We start from the raw sequence: 19,733 nt of genomic DNA, 5'->3' as shown, positions 1-19,733 counted from the left end.
TTTTTGGGCATCATGCCATTCCGGCTACACTTGGACATCACGCCATTAAACGTTATTTCTCTCATGCTCAATGAGCCATTCTTTTCGCGAAATACCGCCTCCATAACCTGTCATGGCACCATCTTTTCCAATTATCCTGTGGCAAGGGATCACAATCGCAATTCGGTTTGCACCATTGGCAGCAGCGACGGCGCGTACAGCATTTGGCTTATTCATCCGTAGTGAGATGGCCTGATAGTGTGAGGTCTGTCCATAGGGAACTGCCCGCAGCTCGTTCCAAACGGATTGTTGAAAATCACTCCCCAGGGCATCTACAGAGAGATCAAACTGTCGGCGCGTTCCGGCAAAATACTCGCTGATCTCTTTTACTGTCTGCCGGGTATGGCTGTTTTCTCCGGTGACGATTCTGGCGTTAAATAAACGCTGAATATCGCGAAACTCTGTTTCTAAAATCCTGCGATCGGTAAACTCCAGCAGACAGACTCCCCGCTCTGTCGAACAGACAAACATCGGCCCAAGCGTCGTGGTAAAACGGTGAATGACTATCACCTGGGTTGCCTGAGTCGGCGCTGCACCAGTAAGCCGCTTGTAGGTATAACCAAACCCGCTCAGGGATTCATAGCCGTTGTCCAGCGCAACGTCAGTCGCCGTTCGTCCGCTTTTGAGCTCCTGCAGAGCAACGTTCACCCGCTGCATTCGTTGGAAAGCCTGAAAAGTGATGCCGTGATGTTGCAGGAACCAGCGTCTTACCCGCTCCGGACTGATACCATGCTGGCGAAGCTCCGCGTCTGCAACACGGGATTTAATATCGCGCCTGACAAGCGCAAGCGCCTGTTCAACAAATAATGGCGCGCTGTGCGCATTCTCAGCGGGTCTGCAGACCTTACAGGGTCGAAAGCCGGCCGCAAGGGCAGATTTGGCATCTTTATAAAATTCGACATTTTCACGTTTGGGCTTTCGCGCCCGACATACCGAAATGCAGAATACGCCCGTGGTTTTGACGCCAACAAAAAACACGCCAGTATATTCTGAAGCACGTTCAAGTAATGCCTGATACCAGATATCACATAAATTCTTATCGGTTATTTTCATCACCAAAAAGTCCTTCAAACGTTTGACGAGATCGGATCGCATGCATGACATCAATCAGCGTTGACTGCATGGCTGAATGCACAAAATTGCCCATGGAAATGCGGCTTACTCCGGCCAGCTTCAGCCTGTCGAATGACGAAAGGTCGGGCATACACATGACATTAAGAGGCAGACCCGTTGCCTCTGCAATGAGGCTGATGTCTTTCTCTGACGTCAGACAGGGAACAAAAAGGCCATCAGCACCTGCAGCTTTATAGCTTTGACCCCGTAATATCGTCTCCTGCAACGCATCTGCATGCCCGAGCAGGTACGTGTCAGTCCGGATGTTCAGAAACAGGCTATGATTTTCGCTTCTCAGCGCATCGCTTACTGTTCTCAGGGTACAGGAAAAATCAGAAGCATCGTCAAGCTGACGCACCCCGTTTATGACGCTGCTGTCTTCAAGGTTAACGCCTGCGACGCCTGTCTGAGCAAGGTGCCTGAGATTGGCTGTTATCTCTTCGGCTGAATCACCGTACCCTGCTTCCATGTCAACGCTCAATGGCAGCTTACTGACAGCCTGGATACGAGTGACCATATAAAACAGCGCATCAAATGGCATTCCCTGCCCGTCTTCATATCCCAGTGTGGACGCGATTGCTGCGCTGGAAGTTCCCAATGCCTGATAACCTGCTTCTTGCGCTGCGACAGCACTGGCGGCATCCCAGACATTAGCGATAAGAAGCGGCTCATGCTGGTTGTGGAGTTCTGCAAAGTTCATATCCATATCCTCTCGATAGATTGAAAATGAATCTATGCAGTCAGCAAGAACGTCACAACCGAAATTCAGACGACCATTTTTTTAGCAAACGTCGTCTGAACCCGGGGCGAACCAGATCGAAACCTTTCAAGGTCGGGTTCAGGCTTTCAGCATGGCAAGAACCGCCCATCGTGCCGCATCGTCTGCGATATTTTTCGGCAGCGCATCAGCCCGCAGATTGATATAAGCGTCAATAGCCCTTCTGATGGCAATGCTGACGGAGTCACGATCGTGTGTTGCCAGCGTGGAAGTCAGCAGGCCATCGGGATCAAGGCCATGGAATTCAATGCGGCGAACCCCACGTTGCGGCAGATTTGCACGACGGCACAGCATAGGTCCCAACACTTGCTCGCGGAAGAATGACAGCATGCCAATCGCTTCAAAGAGTTCGCCCCTTCCCAGTTTCACCGCCGCATAATGAAGCCAGATCCAGGCTCGGGACTCAAACCACTCCGGCGTCATGTCAGGCCATTGAGCACTATATTTTGCCAGTTGTTGTTCCAGAGCCAGGCGATCGCGGGTAAATAACACTGCAGGCTCCTCAACGCGTTGAGTGAGCATGTCCAGTGTGACAAATTTCAGATCGACATGGAGGAGTTCAGGACCATACAGGCATATAAGCAGACGTGGCTCTCCGACATGTTCCCCGGTAAAGGCATGCAGCAGATGCCCCAGTGTTCCGGCGAACTCAATACGCTGCGCCATGATTTCGTCATAGCAGAGAGGGTCTACCACAACAACAAAATCGAGATCGGAGTAATTATCGAACCCGCCATGAACAAGCGAGCCGCCAGCGAGAAGAGAGTGAATTCGCGAATCAGCCTGAAATTTAAGCTTGAGTTGCTCTGCAAAACTTCTGTGTAAATCGGGTAATGTACTTAGCATACTTTTTCCTGTTCACAAAAAAGACAAAGCATTACAGAATATCGAGCTCTTTAAATAAGGGCCAGATATTTTTGCAGGAACAGTCTTGCCCCTGAGGAGTTTGCTCGCGTAGCCATAAAGCAATCTCTTAGATATGAAGGGTATAGTTATGTTCTGACTGCCAGTCACGCAGTGAGCTTTGTCTGACTGCAGGCACGATATCGTGATTCATCACTTCAGCGAGTGTTGAATCTGTTTTTGCTCAGCCATAACTGTTATTGTTTTATATAATTTAGGCAGGAGCATTCAACGTTCAGGAGTGAAGAGTGATAGAAGCGCAACAGGAAGCGAAACTTCGTTCATACGGGTTTACTGATAAAAATATTACGGCTTTGCGTGCCGTACTTGAAGATCCGAAACGTAAAGATCGGACTCTGCATTCACTTTTAGTTGAGCTAAAAAGACGCTTCTACACGTCCTGGTTTATTGTCATTGGTTTACTGTTTTTTGCTACCTATGCCACTATCACTAATGATTATGGTAATGGTTGGATTTATTTCGCAATAATTATCGTTTTATCTCTTTTTATATTGGGAATGGCACCGCTGTCTGTCTCATGGAAGGCGGTAAAGTTTTTGCGCAATGAGGGGTAACCCTCCTTTCTGCCTGGCGAGCAAACTCTTGTTCATCGGTATTATACGTTTTGCCCATCGTATAAAGTTTATGGGCTGATTTTTTCACCTTCAATAGCCAATGTCGGCCCTGTCATTAAATACGATGAGGCGTTACATTAAAAACTATTTTCATGCGTTCAATGTCAAAAAGCATAAAAACATTGCTGTAATTACAGGGACGACTAATGAATATTGCATTCAAAAAATTGTATAATTGTTTATATAGGGAGAAAATTAGCCAGAGATATTATCTCTACCACGTTGTTCGTGATGATGAGGTGCTGAATGGGATTCACATACCCCGCCATTGCTGGAGCAATGCAGAATGATCAGAGAGCCTTTTCTGCTACTCTTGCTTCGCTGCAAGGAACGGCTTCAAACTTTGCTGCACATTGTATACAGGACTCGCGTGTCAGAGAGCAATATTTGCGCGATATTCAGAAAATGTCTGCTGAGCTTGTGCAAGCAGTCGAGAGCGGAAATATGTCTCCCCGAGAAGCAGCAACTTTAGCCTCCCAGACTCGTAACGAAATACTCGATCTTTCTCGGCTAAGAAACAGCCCGTAGGTAAAGCCTATGCGAAAAAGCTAAAACCATCGGGACGCACGATGGCTGACCTCACCGAACATTATGCGACTAAAATGTTTCAGCAATCTTTTGAGTCTTTATCGGAAAGGCAGCAGCCACTGTATTCAAGGAAATGATCCAGTCGGCCGGACGTGACAAGGGCGCGGTATCAGGTATCGCCAAAATGTTGGGTAAGGCAGGTAAGCGGGTTATTTTCGTTTCTTTAGCGGTCGCCGCGTATGAAATTTATCAGGAAGAAGATAAAACCACCGAAACAATGCATCAGGGCGCTATAGTTACTGCGGGCATTGCTGGCGGATGGGGAGCGGGTGCAGCGGTGGTTGCAACAGGTGTGTGCGCGGCAACTGCACCCGTTTGTATTGGTGTTGCGGCATTAGTGGGCGGCATTCTTGCGTCCGTAGGTACAGACCTCCTGTTCGGAACCGTGTATGTTTTACCGCAAGAGAGAAATTAATATGCATTTGACTGAAACCCAGCTGATCGCCCGCGTCCCCGTCTGGCACGCCTTATCAGAACTTTTTACCGGGCGCGAACTCCAGGAGTATGACTATCAATGGATGGCAAAGGTGCTGAAGAGATCCGGATTAAACCGGGAAGCGATCTTCAGAATTGTGGATGAGGAAGTCGCCCCTGCCCTACAGGCTAATCTGCTCTACAACCCAACGCCGGTGATGGACGGTTGGTCAGAGGAAGACATCACACGGCTTGTGATAGCGTATTTGAACAGAAAGCCGACAATTATCGAGCGCATCATTCCAGCCCGGGTACTGTTAAAACAACGGCGCAAACATATCAGTAACGAACTTAACAGGCTATCCGCTGAGTTGGATAAAAGCTTGTAAGAAGTCTTTAAATTCCCCCCACCAAAATCTCCCTCGGATAAAACCCTGAACGCCCATACAGCGCAATCCCGGCGTTATTCTGTATTCTTATTTCCCCATCACATTGACAAACATCAACGACACCGTCCCTCCCCTATGAAAAATTAAAAAGCACTCCCCCCAGCGCGATGGAATAGCCGCTCAACCCGGAAGGAACCCGAACATGTACAGACCCATCGTCGTCATTCTCTTTATTCTCCTGACCCTCGCCGCCCTCGCTGAAACAGGCTTTTTATCGTTTGGATAATCCTCAATCCATTGACCCTACGTTTAGGTACGTTGATCTCATTACAGTTTTTTCCTAAAGCCACCCCGCTTCGTCTGTGACATGCTGAATCACGCTCATAACCGATAACGTTAAATGAGGATATTATGAAAAAAACAATTATCGCTTTATCTGCCGTTCTGCTGGCTTCTCCAGTATTTGCTGCGACCACACATGCAACTGATGATACCGTCGCCGCGGCGAAGGCTAACGCCAACGAGGCGAAGCAAAAACTGCACGAAGAGCAGAACAAAGGTGAAGAGCTGAAGCTGAAACAGAAACATGCTGCGGAAGGTAAAAGCGAAAGCTTTGGCAGCAAGGTCAGCGAAGACTCCCAGAAAGCGTGGCATAAAACCAAAGAAGGCACTGAAAAAGGGTGGAATGCCACCAAAGAAGGCGCTGAGAAAGGCTGGAATGCCACCAAAGAAGGCACCGAGAAAGGCTGGAACAAAGCCAAAGAAGGCGCCAACGAGCTGGAAAAGAAAGTCACTGAGTAATCCCTTCGAAAGGCCGCACACGCGGCCTTTTTTATTCCCCTCTGCTCAACCTCCTGAAGACTAAACTTGTTACAGGGGGGACCTATCATGAACCACGTAGAAATCGCACCAGAAAGCCACGGCGTTGAAATCTCGGTGAATATCGTGAAAACAACCTGACGCATAACGCCGAATAGATCTTCAGGATGGCGCGTTTACTCCCTGCCACCCTAAAAGAGATCCTGAAATGCTACGACGCCTGGCAATACTGCTTGTTTTAGTCTGCCCGTGGGCTTTGGCCGCCCCACAGCGCTATGCCATCGACACCGACAACACCGCCATCCGGCTATCGTGGCATGCTTTCGGTGGCATCCTCTCGTGGGCCAGATTCAGCGGCGTCACGGGTGACGTTACCCTTAACCCGGATAATGCCCTTGACGATCGTATTCACGTCACCGTCCCGGTAGCGACCCTTGTGGCCTCAAACAGCCTGCTCACCTGGCAGCTGAAAAGCGATATGTTCTTTGAAGCTGAGCGCTATCCCACCATCGATTTTACCAGCTCTCGCGTGGTCGCTCAGGGATCGGGACGGTACAGGGTATTTGGCACGCTGACCGTCAGAGCCCTTTCCCGGCCGGTGATTCTGGAGGCCGTCGTCAAGGATGCGCACGCGCACCTCCTCACGCTGGATGCCACAACGGCTATCTCCCGCGCCGCCTACGGCATGGATAAATTTGCGCTGGTCGTTGATGATCGCATTGCCATCGCCATTGCGATCCAGGCCAGCGCGGTTCCGTCGTTATGACAGCTGGCGTTGCAGTTGCTCAGCGTTTATTTGCAACTGCGACGGCGGATTACGGCCAATCAGGACAAACTGATACCCCGCGTGATGCCACCACGCCAGGTTCATATCGTGCCGTTGCTCCTGTTGAAGCGCGGCCGTCGTCGCCTGTCCTGTCGGGGAGATGCAAAGCGCCATCGGGCCGAAGTCGGCATGGATCCAGGCGATTTGTGCAATCGAGGTGGTTTCATAGCGCAGCATACGCACCATCTTAAGCTCAGCCCCGCGCAGGATAAGCTGTGATGCCTGCAGCTGCAGGCCAATATCCTGTGCTGCCCGCTGCAGCCCGCGTTGAAGCACAGGCAGAGCGCTGTCCATATCCAGCAGCGTCTCGGCGCTGTAAAGGGACATGTATTGTGCTTCGAGGTCGCGAATATGGGCATTCTCATCCACAGCGCCGGTGGCCGGGCTCAGCCAGCGCCCGACTCCTGCGCCCACCAGCAGAAAACTGAGCGACGCCGCAATCAGAGCTCGTCTGCTCACCCCCGCTGACGTGACGGATGGCGGCTCGGGAAGGGCATCCAGCCGGGCCTGCATCTTCGCCAGCGGAGCGTCGTCCAGCATGGCGGTAAACGCCCGGGCATAGTCCTGGTTGCTTTTCATCAGCTCAGCAGTGCGCGCTGAGAGCCGGGCATCGCTTTTGAGCCGGGCGGCAAATTGCTGTGCGTCGGCAGGAGACATCTCGCCATCTATCCATGCCACGATAGCCTCGTCATTATAGGGCGGTGTAAAACGGTGCGCGTTCAAGAGCGTTTCTCCTTCGCCGGGGGCGGTGCGTCATTCGACTTTGCCAGCGTCGCCCGCGCCGTTGCCAGACGGCTCATCACGGTACCAACCGGCACCGCCAGGGTGTCCGCTGCTTCCTGATAGGTAAAGCCTTCGACATAAACCAAAAAAACGGTGTTGCGCTGGGCTTCGGGGAGCGCATTGACGCGCTGCATCACCTTCAGGTAGTGCAGACGCGTCTCATCCTGTTCACGGGTGTCCGGAGCGATAAGTTCATCACTGGCGACAAATCCCTGCCCCTGACGGACGTGCCGCGCCCGCAACTCGGAGATCCAGATGGAGTGCAGGATCGCGAAAAGCCACCTGTCGATACGCGTGCCAGGGGTGTACTGACGGCTCTTTTCCAGCGCACGTACGCAGGTGGACTGAACCAGTTCTTCAGCGATATCCCGGTTTCGCGACAACACCAGCCCATAGCGCCAGAGGCGCGACAGATGCGCGGCTAACTGCTGGCGAACCTCACTGGTAGCGATATGTTTTCCCTCCACGAGAACGTCAGGATCCCGGTTGCCCGTTAATGGCGGCCTGCAGATCGCGGTACTCCTCACAGGTCTGGCCGCAAATACCGGCAATCACTTTCAACTGCTCTTTTGCCAGATCGGGCCGTCCTTTCACCATCCACGCCTCGCCGAGATACTCCCGGGCTTGCGCATAATCGGGGGCGATAGCGAGCGCACGCTGGTAATAACCAATCCCTTCGTCCGTGCGGCCAAGTTTACGGGTGGCATACCCGCGATAATTCCATGCTTCCGCGGTGTTGCCGTTTTTCAGCGAATCAAGAAGATTCAGCGCCGCCTGGTACTCGCCTTTTTTAGCGAGATGATACGCATAGTCAGTTTTGTCCTTATCGCTGAGGCTGCTGCTCTTGTCGGGCACGCATTTCTGGGTTGCGCTGTCATACACCTGTCCGGAAGGACAGTCGGGTGTTTTGCTCTCGGTACTATTATCGCCCATGGCCAACGCCAGCGGCGCGTACAGTGAAAAAAGTAGCACCGGGATCAGACGAAGAGAGGGGGTGTTCATACAACGCTCCTGGGTATGAGAGATTACGTGAGTAAACGCGTGGGCGCGCTTTTTATTCACTTTCCCGCTGATTTTTTTTACAGCAACAAAATCATGCCTGTGGCGTATTTCTTAGCAATATAACTGTGGTTATTTTACAACCCTCCCGTCCTGGAATTATTTTTCTCATTAGCAGAAAATGACGCATATAAAAGAATATTTTTAAACCCTGTAAAAATATAATATATCTTACATCAAAAACGTTACCCTATCTTAAACCGCAATTAAGCCACCATAAACAACACCCGTTGAAATAAGATAACAAAATTCACCTACCAATTTTTTATCAGCATTATTCACGCTTAAAAATCACGTTCTTCAAAATCAAAATAATTCATTTAAAACAAAGCATTATGCATCAAAAACCCTATTCATCATCTATAAACCAATACCCACATCACATTCTCCATCCGTATTTACAGAAGCTTAATTTGCATATCCAGACTTTTCTGACTATATCATTTTCATACCGTCCCGGATTAATTCCTCTATTAATTACAAGGTTATATAAAAGACAAAATCACATTGTTGATAATTTTTCTTAAATAAATAGATCCGCTCTGATGTTGCCACTCTCTATTCTGGCGGGCATCGTTCGCGCTGAAAAAAATACGGTGAGTACTGTTTAAATAACAGTCACTCCGCCGGGGGCGCGCTTTACCCTTCACAGAGATGGCTCGTCTTGCTCGCCGTTAACGACAACTCTGCTGGAGTCATCACTAAATGAGCCAAATCTCTGTTATATCGAAACTTACGGGCGTTGAAACCACATCAGAAGGCACCCAGGTTACGCTGAGCCACACCTCTATCGTTGAGCTTAAGGTTGAGCGAGCCAATGTCGCCGATTTCGCCCGCAGCGGTAACGATCTGGTGATCACGCTCCACTCCGGCGAGGTGATTACCATTAAAAATTTCTACGTCACCGATGCTCAGGGGGCGAGCCAACTGGTCCTGCAGGACAGCGAAGGGGCGCTATGGTGGATTCAGGATCCCGCCGGGGCCGCCACCTATGAATCCATCGCCTCCACGGACGTCCTGCTTGCCGCATCCGGCAGTGATGCCGGTGGCGCCGCCATCTGGCCATGGGTACTGGGTGGCATTGTCGCCGCAGGTGGCATCGCGGCGGCGGCAAGCACCGGAGGCGGCGGCGGTGGGGATGACGATGATGACAACGGCAGCAACCCCGGCACGCCGACAAACCCTTCCGATCCGGATACCACTCCGCCGAATGCGCCGTCCGGCCTTCAGTTCTCGCCGGATGGTAAAACCATCTCCGGTACCGCCGAGCCTGGCAGTACCATCACGCTGAAAGACGCCGACGGCAACGTCATCGGCACCGGCAAAACCGGCAGCGACGGTAAATTCACCATCGACCTGGGCACGCCGCTGACCAACGGCGAACAAATCACCGCCACCGCAACGGATCCCTCGGGGAATACCAGCCCGGGCACAACCGTGACCGCACCGGACATCACCGTCCCGGATGCTCCAGATATTCTGCTGGTGAATGACGATGTCGGCAGTAAGGCTGGCCCGCTGGAAAACGGCGAGCGTACCGATGATCCCCGCCCGACCTTCAGCGGCATCGGCGAGCCAGGCAGCACCATCACCTTTTACGATAACGGCAAGCCGATTGGCACCACCCAGGTAGATGCCAAAGGTAGCTGGAGCTTTACCCCCACCACCGATCTTGCCAACGGCAGCCACACCATTACCACAACCGCGACCGACGCGGCAGGCAATACCAGCCCGGCATCCGCAGCCGTCAGTTTTGTTGTCGATACGGTTGCGCCCGGAGCCCCAACCATCACCAGCGCAACGGACGATATTGACCCCGGTAAAGGGACGGTAAACAGCGGGGGCAGCACTAACGATCCGCGTCCTCAGCTCTCGGGTACCGCAGAAGCCGGCTCCACCGTAACCATTTACGATGGCTCTGTCGCTATTGGCACTGCGGTGGTGTCCAGTAACGGCACATGGTCCTTCACCCCACCGGTCAATCTTGGTGAAAGCGCCCACCAGTTTACCGTTCGGGCAACCGATGCCGCCGGCAACACCGGGCCAGCCTCTCCGGTCTTCACCCTCACCGTGGATCTCACCCCTCCGGCAGCGCCAACGGCGATTGTACTGAGCGATGAGACCGGGGCCATTAAAGGGGCGATTACCGCTGGCCAGTTCACCGACTCCTCTGAACCGCTTCTGGCGGGACGAGGAGAGCCTGGCGGCACAATCCTGGTCTATGACAACGGCGTGCTGATAGGGCAAACCACCGTGCTGCCCAACGGCACATGGAGTCTCCGGCCAGACAACCCGCTCGCGGAAGGCCCGCACTCGATCTCCATTAAACAAACCGATGCGGCGGGTAACCAGAGCGCAGAGTCGCAGCCGGTGAACTTTACCGTGGATACCACGCCACCGGCGCTGCCCGTTATTGCCATTAACCCGGTGGGAACCCAGGTCACCGGCACCGCCGAGCCAGGCAGCAAAATCGTCATCACCAACAGCAACGGCGACGTGATTGGCCGCGCCACCACTGACGGCAACGGTAACTTTGTTGCGACCCTTTCGCCTGCCCAAACAAACGGCGAGCAGCTTTCGGTGGTAGCCACTGACGCGGCGGGCAACCAGAGTCCAGCGGCGACCCTCACCGCACCGGACACGACACCGGATATCCTCTCTGTGGTGGATGATGAACCCGGCGTCACAGGCCCCATCAGCCAGAATGGGATCACCAATGACCGCACCCCTACCCTGAACGGCACGGCGGAGCCCGGCTCGACCATCACCATCCATAGCGGCGGCGACGTCCTCGGCACGGTTGTTGTTCCATCATCCGGCCAGTGGACCTTTACGCCATCCACCCCGCTGGCCGAAGGTGCCCATGTACTGACGGCGACATCAAGCAACGGTAACGTATCAAATGCCTGGACCATTACCATTGATGGAACTGCGCCTGATGCGCCCGCCATCACCCAGCTTGTGGATAATGTGCCTGGGCGCACCGGCCCGCTGGATGTCAACGAAACCACTAATGACGCAACGCCGACGCTCAACGGTACCGGCGAACCCGGCTCAACGATCACCATCCGTCTGGATGGCGTCGATATCGGCACGGCGGTAGTCGGTAACAGCGGCGCATGGACCTTTACGCCCACCACACCGGTTGGCGACGGCACGCATACCCTGACCGCGATCGCCACCGACGTCGCCGGTAACACCAGCCCGGTATCCGGTGGATTTACCTTTACCGTTGATACCACCCCACCGCCGGTCGCGACGCTGGCAACCGTCACCGACGACGCCGGAGACGTTAAAGGCCCGCTCAACAGCGGCGATACCACGGATGACACCCAGCCGTTACTTCAGGGCAGCGCCCCGGATGGCACGGTCATCACCGTGTATGACGGCACCACACTGCTCGGCACCGCAACGCTCGACGGCAGCGGCGGCTGGAGCTTTACCCCTACCACGCCGCTCACCGACGGCCCACATTCGCTGACAATCCATGCCACAGATGCCGCCGGGAATACCTCGATTTCGGATCCGTTCGAGCTGGTGATTGATACCGTCGCACCGGCCACACCAGACACGCCAGCCATCACCGTTAACCCGGATGGCTCAGCACCTACGTCGCTGAACCCGGGGGAAACCACCCGTGATACCACACCGACGCTGAGCGGTACCGGTAATCCGGGCGATACGGTGACGATTTACAACGGCACCGACAAAATCGGTGACGCCGTGGTGGACGGCGACGGCAACTGGAGCTGGACACCCTCCACCGACCTGCCCAACGGCACCTACGACATTACCCTGACCGTCACCAACAAGGACGGCGCGGGCAACGAAAGCGCCCCGTCCCAGCCGGTGACCATCACCATCGACACCGACGCACCGGCTGCGCCAGCGGTCCCGGTGATTACCGACAGCGTCAGCCAGATAACCGGCCCGGTGGCCGATGGCGAAACCATCAACGATCCGCGTCCGGTACTGAGTGGCACCGGCACGCCGAATGACGTGATTACCATTTACGACAGCGTTGATGGCGGCACGCCAACCGCCGTGGGTACGGTCACGGTAGACGGCAACGGTAACTGGAGCTGGCGTCCTGAAAGCGCCATTGACGAGGGCAGCCACGAATTTACCGCTACCGCCACCGACGAGGCGGGTAACGTCTCTGACCCTTCTACGGGGATCACCATCACTGTCGATACCCTCGCACCGGATACCCCGGTGATTAGCGCCGTCGCCGGTGAGCCGAATGGCGGTTTTACTACCGATACCACGCCAACCGTCGGCGGAACCGGTGTGACGGGTGAAACGGTGATCGTCTACAACAACGGCGTCGAGCTTGGACGCGTGGTAGTGGTTAACGGCGAATGGTCTTTGACCCTGCCCACGCAGACGGATGGCCCGCTGAACATCACCGTTGCGGCAGTTGACGCAGCGGGTAACGTCAGCGCACTCAGCCCGGTCTATACCGTCACCGTCGATACCACTGATCCTGAGATCCCGCTGATTAACAGCGTTGAAGACAGCCAGCTCACCAACGGGACGCTCTACACCCGCGACGGTACGCCAACCCTCAACGGCACCGGCGAGCCGGGCACCACCGTGATTGTCAGCGTGGACGGTACGCCATCCACAGTCCAGGTCACGGTCCAGCCGGACGGTACCTGGAGCTGGACCGCCGACACCACGCTGGGGGAAGGCCCACACAGCTTTACCGTCTCGTCGGTCGACCCGGCGGGTAACGCTTCAGGAAGCTCTGCGCCGCTTGCCGTTACGGTGGATACCGTGCTTCCGGCAGCGCCGGACAATATCAGCGTGGCCGCACAGGGGACGCCGCTGACCGGTACCGGCGAAGAGGGCACCACCATTATCGTCAAAGACGCCAGCGGTAACGTGATCGGTACCGGGGTAGTCTCAGGCGGCAACTTCTCCGTGGCGCTCAGCCCGGCCCAGCAGGACGGCGCGGCGCTGATCATCACCGCCACGGATGCCGCAGGTAATCTCAGCCCTGAAGCCTCCTATACCGTCACTGGTACGCTGCCGAATCTCCCGGACGTGCCCGTCATTACGGTCATCAACGACGATACGGCCCCGGTCACGGGCGATGTGAAAGACAAAACCACCAACGACACGACGCCGACCCTTGTCGGGACGGCAGAGCCAGGCAGCATAATTACCGTCTACCAGGACGGTGTGCAGGTTCTGCTGCCAACCGTGACCGCCGATGCAAACGGCAACTGGACCTATACGCCAGCTCTGCCGCTGGGTGAAGGAGCGCACACCTTTGAGGTCACCGCCACGCTGAATGGCGAAACCAGCGGACGTTCACCGGCGGCGACCGTCACCGTTGATCTCACCGCGCCCGACGCGCCTGTTATTGGCGCGGTTATCGATGATGTCAGCCCTGGCACCGGCCCACTGACAAACGGGCAGACCACCAATGACAACCGCCCAACCCTTACCGGTAGCGGCACGGCGGGCGATACCATCTCCATTTACAGCAACGGCACCCTGCTGGGCACCACCGTGGTCGGCCAGACGGGTAACTGGAGCTTCACGCCGTCCGCGCTGGCGGAGGGCAATAACGTCCTCACCATCCGTGAGACCGATCCGGCGGGCAACCAGAGTGCACCATCGGCAGGCTTCACCATCGTGGTTGACACCAGCTCCACCACCCCGGTGATTGTTAACGTCACCGATGATGTCGGCAACACCGCCACGACCGTGGTCAGCGGCAATACCACCAACGATGCAACGCCAACCCTCTCCGGTACGGCGGAAGCGAACAGCGTGGTGACCATCTTTGATGGCAATACGCAGATTGGCATCGTCACGGCGGACGGTACCGGCGCGTGGAGCTTTACGCCTGAGACCGCCCTCGTCGAAGGGCCACACAGCTTCACCGTCAAGGCCACCGATCCGCAGGGTAACATCAGCCTGTCGTCAAACGCCTGGAGCGTGGTGGTTGACCTCACGGCGCCAGCGGTCCCCGTGCTGGAAACCGTCAGCGACAACGTGGCGGGCGGGGTCGTCGGTAATCTCACCACCGGCCAGGTCACCAATGACACGACGCCAACGCTCAGCGGGACAGGTGCCGTCGGCAGTACCATCCACATTCTGAACAATGGCGTGGAGATCGGTACCGCACCGGTAGACAGCAACGGCAACTGGAGCTTTACCCCTAATCCGGCGCTGGGAGATGGCAGCTATAACATTCGCATCAACGCCAGCGATGCCGCCGGTAACGTCTCAGCCAACTCGCCGGTCTTCGTCTTCACAGTTGATACCGCCGGTCCTTCCGCGCCGGTGGTCACCAGCGTGATTGACGATGTCGGTCCGGTCACCGGGACGCTCACCAGCGGCAGCAGCACCAACGACACGAACCCCACCTTCAACGGCACGGGCGAAGTCGGTGCCACGGTGCACATCATTGTCGATGGCAGCGAGATTGGTACCGCGGTCGTCAATGCTCAGGGGAACTGGACCTTCACCCCGGGCACGGCGCTCACCGAAGGACCACATGCCATTACCTTCAACGCCACCGATGCAGCAGGCAATACCGGCAGCACGTCGGCACCGATTAACCTGACGGTGGATACCTCCGCCCCGACAGCGCCGTCCATTTTGACCGCGAGCGATAACGTGGGCAGCGTTCAGACACCGCTCTCCTCCGGGCAGAGCACGGACGACACCACCCCAACCCTTAACGGCACAGCCGCGGCCAACGCGACCATCACGGTCTATCAGGACGGCCAGCAGGTCGGCACCGCCCAGGCTGACGGCAGCGGCGCGTGGAGCTTTACCCCGTCCACCGCGCTGGCGAATGGTAGCCACACCTGGACCGTCACGGCCACCGATGCGGCGGGCAACGTCAGCCCCGCATCGCCTGACTTTACGCTGGTGGTGGATACCACTGCGCCTAACGCGCCGGTTATCAGCCAGGCGGTTGATGACGTGGGCACGATCACCGGCCCGGTCAGCTCCGGACAAAGCACCGACGACACCATTCCGCGTCTCGTTGGTACCAGCGAGCCGTTTGCCACGGTGAATATTTATGAAGGAACGACGCTGGTGGGCACCGGTACCGCGGATGCCAGCGGAAACTGGAGCATTCTGCTGACCACCACGCTGGCAACCGGTCCACATAGCTTTACGGCTCAGGCGACGGATGCGGCAGGTAACACCAGCGCGCCGTCAGCGACCTTCAACCTGACCATCGACACCACGCCGCCTGCGCAGCCGGTGCTGAGCAGCATTGTGGATGATGTCGGCAATGCCGCTACGCCTGTCGCCAATGGCGGATTGACCAACGACGCGCAGCCAACCCTCACCGGGACGGCGGAAGCGGGCGCGACGGTGAAAATCTTCGATAATGGCGTGCAGATTGGCAGCGTTGTCGCCACCGGCGGTAACTGGAGCTTTACTCCGTCACCGGCGCTCAGCGATGGTCAGCACAGCCTGACGTTCACCGCCACCGATGCGGCGGGCAACGCCAGCGCACCTACCACCGGGTATGTGATCAACGTGGATGCCACCGCGCCAGCCGCGCCGGTCATCAGCGCGATTGTAGACGACGTGGGCAGCGTTACCGGGCCGGTGACGGGCAATAACCCGACCAACGACACCCGACCAACGTTGAGCGGTACCGCCGAAGCCAATGCGACGGTACGTATCTACGACGGTACCACGCTGGTGGGCACGGTCACCGCCGATGCCAACGGCAACTGGACGCTGGCGCAGACCACCACCACGCTGACGGAAGGTTCGCACAGCTTCACCGCCACCGCCACCGATGCCGCGGGCAATACCAGCGCGCCATCAACCGTGACCACAATCCTGGTTGACCTGACTGCACCGGGCGCACCGACCAGCCTGCAGGTGATCGCTAACGGAACCCAGGTCACCGGTACCGCGGAAGCGGGCAGCACCGTCACCATCACCAGCGGTACCGGAACGGTGCTCGGTACCGCGACGGCAGACGGTAACGGCAACTTTAGCGCTACCCTCACCCCGGCGCAGACCAACGGTGAAGCGCTGCTGGTCTACGCGACCGATAAGGCCGGTAACGCTGGCGTCAGCGCCTCGGTGGTTGCGCCATCAACCAACATTCCGAACGCACCGGTTATCGCCAACATTGACGATAACGTCGGTAGCGTTACCGGAGGGCTGACCAACGGTAAAACCACCGATGACACCACGCCAACCCTGAGCGGCACCGCACAGCCGAACGCCACCGTCACGCTGTATAACAACGGCGTGTCGATGGGTACGGTTGTGGCCGATGCCAGCGGTAACTGGAGTTTTACGACCCCGGCATTAAGCGAGGGCTCACACGCCTTTACCGCCACGGCAACCAACTCAGCCGGCACCAGCCCGATCTCGCTCCCGACAACCGTTATCGTCGACGTGACGGCACCAACCGCGCCTGCCGGGACCTTTAACGCTGACGGCAGCGTATTGACCGGTACGGCCGAAGCGGGCAGCACCGTCACCATCCGCCTCGCGGACGGGTCAACGGTGACCACCACCGCAGACAGCAATGGCGCCTACAGCTACACCTTCCTCAACAAGCAGACCGAAGGCCAGACCCTGCAGATCACTGCCACCGATGCGGCGGGTAACACCTCGCAGCCGGGCTCGGTCCTTGCGCCGGTGGTGCCGCTCTCTGCCAGCAATAACGTTGAAGAGCTGGAGCTCAGCACCACCGCCACCGTCACCAACAGCCAGTACAGCGACTACGGCTTCCTGCTGGTGGGCGCCGTGGGCAACGTGCTGACCCTGCTGGGCAACGATACTGCCCAGGTTGAGTTCAACGTGGGCAGTGGCGGCAGTGCGGATATTGTGGTGAATGCCAACGCCACGGGGGCCGTGCTTTCGCTGCTCAACACCCTGGAGCTGGTGGTGCAGCGTTTCGACAGCGTCAACGGCACCTGGACCACCGTCGTGGATACCGGACAACCGCAGTTCGCCGACCTGCTGACCCTTGGGGCCACCGGCGTGTCGCTGAACCTGACCGGGCTGGCTGATGGCCAGTATCGCGTGCTGAGCTACAACACCAACCTGCTGGCAACCGGCTCGTACACCAGCCTGGATGTGGCGGTGAAAGAGACCAGTGCCGGTACCGTCACGGGCGACACCAGCCTGGACGGTAACGTGATCCTGGATACCGATCCTACCGCAGGCAGCGACAATGCCCCGGCAGGTACCACCGTCTCCGCCGTCACCAACGCGCTGGGGGTCACCACCAGCGTCAACGCCGACGGCACGGTGATTCAGGGGCAGTACGGTACGCTAACCATCAACCGCGACGGCAGCTACACCTACAACCTCACCGACACCAGTGCAGCCGTCATTGGCCGCACGGAGAGCTTCACCTACACCATCACCCATAACGGTGTCAGCGCGTCGGCGAACCTCGTGCTGTCGCTCGGTGCGGGCAGCGTGGCGAATGGCATTGTCGCCGTAGACGACGCGGCTTCCCTGACCTTCGACACCACCGTCCAGGCCATCGACAACGGCACCTCGTCGCAAAGCGGCTTTACCCTGGTGGGGATCAATCTCGGCAACACGCTGGGGCTGAACCTGCTGGACGATATGACCAACCCGATCATCTACACCGTGGAGGAAGGGACGACCCGCACCATGACGATTCAGGCCTCCGTGGGGGGCGTAGCCCTGGCCTCGGTGTTCGACCTGTACGTCTATAAGTTCAACAATGCGACCCAGACCTTCGAGCAGATGCGCGTTGAGCCGGGCTGGCTGCGTGCGCCGCTGCTGGGGGGCACCTCCTCCCAGCTGACGCTGAACCTGCCTGGCGGGGAGTACTTGTTCCTGCTCAATACGGCGGCAGGGATCACCGCGCTGACGGCCTACACCCTGAGCGTGCTGGAGGATCATGTCTACAGCGTCTCCAGTATCGGAGAGAGCACCACGGGGGATGTGCTGGCGAACGATCCGGTGCCGGATGGCACGGTGGTGACGGCAGTGAACGGTGTGGCGGTTAACAGCAGTGGAACAACCGACATTCAGGGAGAATACGGCACGCTGACCATTGATTCGTCCGGTCAGTACACCTACACCCTGCGAAACGGCGTGGGTGCGGACCATATCAGCACGCCGGACACCTTCGTCTATACCATTACGGCACCAAACGGCGCGAAAGATACGGGCTCGCTCAACATTACCCCAACCGCGCGGGCAATGGATGCGGTGAACGATGTCAGCACCGAGATGAGTGTCACGTCGGTACACCATACCTCGGCCTACGCTGACACCAACGTCGGCAGCGCCAGCTGGACCACCTCGTTGTTAGGTACCACCACGGGCAGCGGAAGCGGGACCTTTGTGGTGGATCCGAACACCGCCCTGCATAGCGCGTCGCTGCACTTTGACGTCGCGTCGCTGCTGGCGCTGGGCGGACTGACGGTGAACTGGACGATCAGTGATGCCAACGGTGTTATCCGCACCGGCTCCTTCAGCGGTGGCTCTCTGCTGGGCGGCAGTATTGACGTTCCCCTGACCGGGCTGGATCTGAATGCCGGGACCTATACGCTGAGCTATACCGGCAGCGTACCGGGGCTGAGCGTGGGCAACATCACCATCACCCCGAGCGTGAACGGTACCACCTACTCGCTGACCCAGTTCGACTCCACCAGCGGCCACACCGTTGACGGCAATATCTTCGACGGCACGGATTCCGCCGGGGCGATGGATCAGCTGCAGTCGGTCGATACCCGCGTCACCATTACCGGCTACGACGGCACCATCACCACGCTGGATCCTTACACCGGCAGCACGCTGGTCAACGTCACGGGTCATTACGGCACGCTGGCGATTGGCGCAGACGGCCACTACACCTACACCCTCAACAGCGGGGTGTCGCTCTCAACCATCACGTCGAAGGAGGTCTTCAACTACACCCTCACCGATGCCAACGGCAATACGGACAACGCCACGCTGACCATCAATATGGCGCCGCAGTTCGTCAGTTCTGAGCATAACGATGTCATTACCGGCACCGCGTACGGCGATACGCTGATTTATCAGGTGCTGAACAGCACCGCAGGCAACGCCACCGCGGGTAACGTCAGCAGTACCGCCGGCGATCACTGGACCAACTTCTCACTGGCCCAGGGAGACAAAATTGACATCGGCGATCTGCTGGTGGGCTGGAACGGCAGTGCGTCAACGCTCGGTAATTACCTGCATGTGACGAACAGCAATGGCAGTACCGTGATCTCCATCGACCGTGACGGTACAGGAAGTACCTATACCAATACCACGCTCGTGACGCTGGATAACGTCCAGACCACCTACGACGAGTTAGTTAACCAGCAACACATCGTGACCTGATAGCACCTGCAGTACCTGACCCGGGCGCACTGCGCCCGGGC

12 protein-coding genes are annotated in these 19,733 nt (G+C 57.0%); 6 read left to right on the top strand and 6 right to left on the bottom strand.

The window, feature by feature from the left end:
- Positions 1-45: 45 nt before the first annotated feature.
- The 3 genes from EKN38_RS21010 to EKN38_RS21000 all read right to left on the bottom strand — a co-directional run bounded on the left by EKN38_RS21010 (position 46) and on the right by EKN38_RS21000 (position 2,776).
- Positions 46-1,092, bottom strand: a complete 1,047-nt coding sequence (locus EKN38_RS21010) for a bifunctional transcriptional activator/DNA repair enzyme AdaA (RefSeq protein WP_014832962.1) — start codon at positions 1,090-1,092, stop codon at positions 46-48.
- Positions 1,076-1,852, bottom strand: coding sequence for an isocitrate lyase/phosphoenolpyruvate mutase family protein (locus tag EKN38_RS21005; protein WP_014832963.1), 777 nt, complete (start codon positions 1,850-1,852; stop codon positions 1,076-1,078). The genes EKN38_RS21010 and EKN38_RS21005 overlap by 17 nt, the downstream gene beginning before the upstream one ends.
- A 138-nt stretch (positions 1,853-1,990) precedes the next feature.
- Positions 1,991-2,776: a hypothetical protein gene (locus tag EKN38_RS21000; protein WP_043951685.1), complete on the bottom strand. Its 786-nt coding sequence runs from the start codon at positions 2,774-2,776 to the stop codon at positions 1,991-1,993.
- Between the two features lie 305 nt (positions 2,777-3,081).
- Between EKN38_RS21000 and EKN38_RS20995 the strand changes: the two genes are divergently transcribed.
- The 5 genes from EKN38_RS20995 to EKN38_RS20975 all read left to right on the top strand — a co-directional run bounded on the left by EKN38_RS20995 (position 3,082) and on the right by EKN38_RS20975 (position 6,444).
- Positions 3,082-3,408: a hypothetical protein gene (locus tag EKN38_RS20995; protein ID WP_014832966.1), complete on the top strand. Its 327-nt coding sequence runs from the start codon at positions 3,082-3,084 to the stop codon at positions 3,406-3,408.
- Between the two features lie 721 nt (positions 3,409-4,129).
- Positions 4,130-4,471 (top strand): hypothetical protein, encoded by a 342-nt coding sequence (locus EKN38_RS20990; RefSeq protein ID WP_126522585.1) that lies wholly within the window; start codon positions 4,130-4,132, stop codon positions 4,469-4,471.
- Position 4,472: 1 nt separating this feature from the next.
- Positions 4,473-4,859 carry a hypothetical protein gene (locus EKN38_RS20985; RefSeq protein WP_014832969.1) on the top strand — a complete coding sequence of 129 codons (387 nt, stop codon included), beginning with the start codon at positions 4,473-4,475 and terminating at the stop codon, positions 4,857-4,859.
- A gap of 411 nt (positions 4,860-5,270) precedes the next feature.
- Positions 5,271-5,660: a hypothetical protein gene (locus tag EKN38_RS20980; RefSeq protein ID WP_014832970.1), complete on the top strand. Its 390-nt coding sequence runs from the start codon at positions 5,271-5,273 to the stop codon at positions 5,658-5,660.
- Positions 5,661-5,886: 226 nt separating this feature from the next.
- Positions 5,887-6,444: a YceI family protein gene (locus tag EKN38_RS20975; RefSeq protein ID WP_014832971.1), complete on the top strand. Its 558-nt coding sequence runs from the start codon at positions 5,887-5,889 to the stop codon at positions 6,442-6,444.
- Here EKN38_RS20975 and EKN38_RS20970 read toward each other — a convergent pair.
- The 3 genes from EKN38_RS20970 to EKN38_RS20960 are packed head-to-tail and all read right to left on the bottom strand — an operon-like array spanning position 6,439 to position 8,289.
- The gene (locus EKN38_RS20970) at positions 6,439-7,227 is read right to left on the bottom strand and encodes an anti-sigma factor family protein (protein ID WP_014832972.1); all 789 of its coding nucleotides are present in this window, start codon (positions 7,225-7,227) and stop codon (positions 6,439-6,441) included. The two genes, EKN38_RS20975 and EKN38_RS20970, sit on opposite strands and share 6 nt — an antisense overlap.
- The gene (locus EKN38_RS20965) at positions 7,224-7,754 is read right to left on the bottom strand and encodes an RNA polymerase sigma factor (protein ID WP_014832973.1); all 531 of its coding nucleotides are present in this window, start codon (positions 7,752-7,754) and stop codon (positions 7,224-7,226) included. Before EKN38_RS20965 ends, EKN38_RS20970 begins: the two co-directional genes overlap by 4 nt.
- 7 nt (positions 7,755-7,761) lie before the next feature.
- Complete coding sequence (locus EKN38_RS20960) at positions 7,762-8,289, bottom strand: tetratricopeptide repeat protein (RefSeq protein WP_014832974.1); 528 nt, start codon at positions 8,287-8,289, stop codon at positions 7,762-7,764.
- Positions 8,290-9,051: 762 nt separating this feature from the next.
- Between EKN38_RS20960 and EKN38_RS20955 the strand changes: the two genes are divergently transcribed.
- Positions 9,052-19,692, top strand: a complete 10,641-nt coding sequence (locus tag EKN38_RS20955) for a BapA/Bap/LapF family large adhesin (protein WP_126522583.1) — start codon at positions 9,052-9,054, stop codon at positions 19,690-19,692.
- Positions 19,693-19,733 lie beyond the last annotated feature (41 nt).

The sequence above is a fragment of the Enterobacter sp. WCHEn045836 genome (genome assembly GCF_003965585.1).
Lineage (GTDB): Bacteria > Pseudomonadota > Gammaproteobacteria > Enterobacterales > Enterobacteriaceae > Enterobacter > Enterobacter dissolvens.
Note: the sequence above shows the minus strand (reverse complement) of the source record. Positions and strands in the feature narration are given on the sequence as shown.

Bases quoted from the DNA above. Each gene is read 5' to 3' on its own strand.
- EKN38_RS21005 (WP_014832963.1), bottom strand. From the start codon at position 1,852: ATGAACTTTGCAGAACTCCACAACCAGCATGAGCCGCTTCTTATCGCT.
- EKN38_RS20960 (WP_014832974.1), bottom strand. From the start codon at position 8,289: ATGAACACCCCCTCTCTTCGTCTGATCCCGGTGCTACTTTTTTCACTG.
- EKN38_RS20975 (WP_014832971.1), top strand. From the start codon at position 5,887: ATGCTACGACGCCTGGCAATACTGCTTGTTTTAGTCTGCCCGTGGGCT.
- EKN38_RS20990 (WP_126522585.1), top strand. From the start codon at position 4,130: ATGATCCAGTCGGCCGGACGTGACAAGGGCGCGGTATCAGGTATCGCC.
- EKN38_RS20980 (WP_014832970.1), top strand. From the start codon at position 5,271: ATGAAAAAAACAATTATCGCTTTATCTGCCGTTCTGCTGGCTTCTCCA.
- EKN38_RS21000 (WP_043951685.1), bottom strand. From the start codon at position 2,776: ATGCTAAGTACATTACCCGATTTACACAGAAGTTTTGCAGAGCAACTC.
- EKN38_RS20985 (WP_014832969.1), top strand. From the start codon at position 4,473: ATGCATTTGACTGAAACCCAGCTGATCGCCCGCGTCCCCGTCTGGCAC.
- EKN38_RS21010 (WP_014832962.1), bottom strand. From the start codon at position 1,092: ATGAAAATAACCGATAAGAATTTATGTGATATCTGGTATCAGGCATTA.
- EKN38_RS20955 (WP_126522583.1), top strand. From the start codon at position 9,052: ATGAGCCAAATCTCTGTTATATCGAAACTTACGGGCGTTGAAACCACA.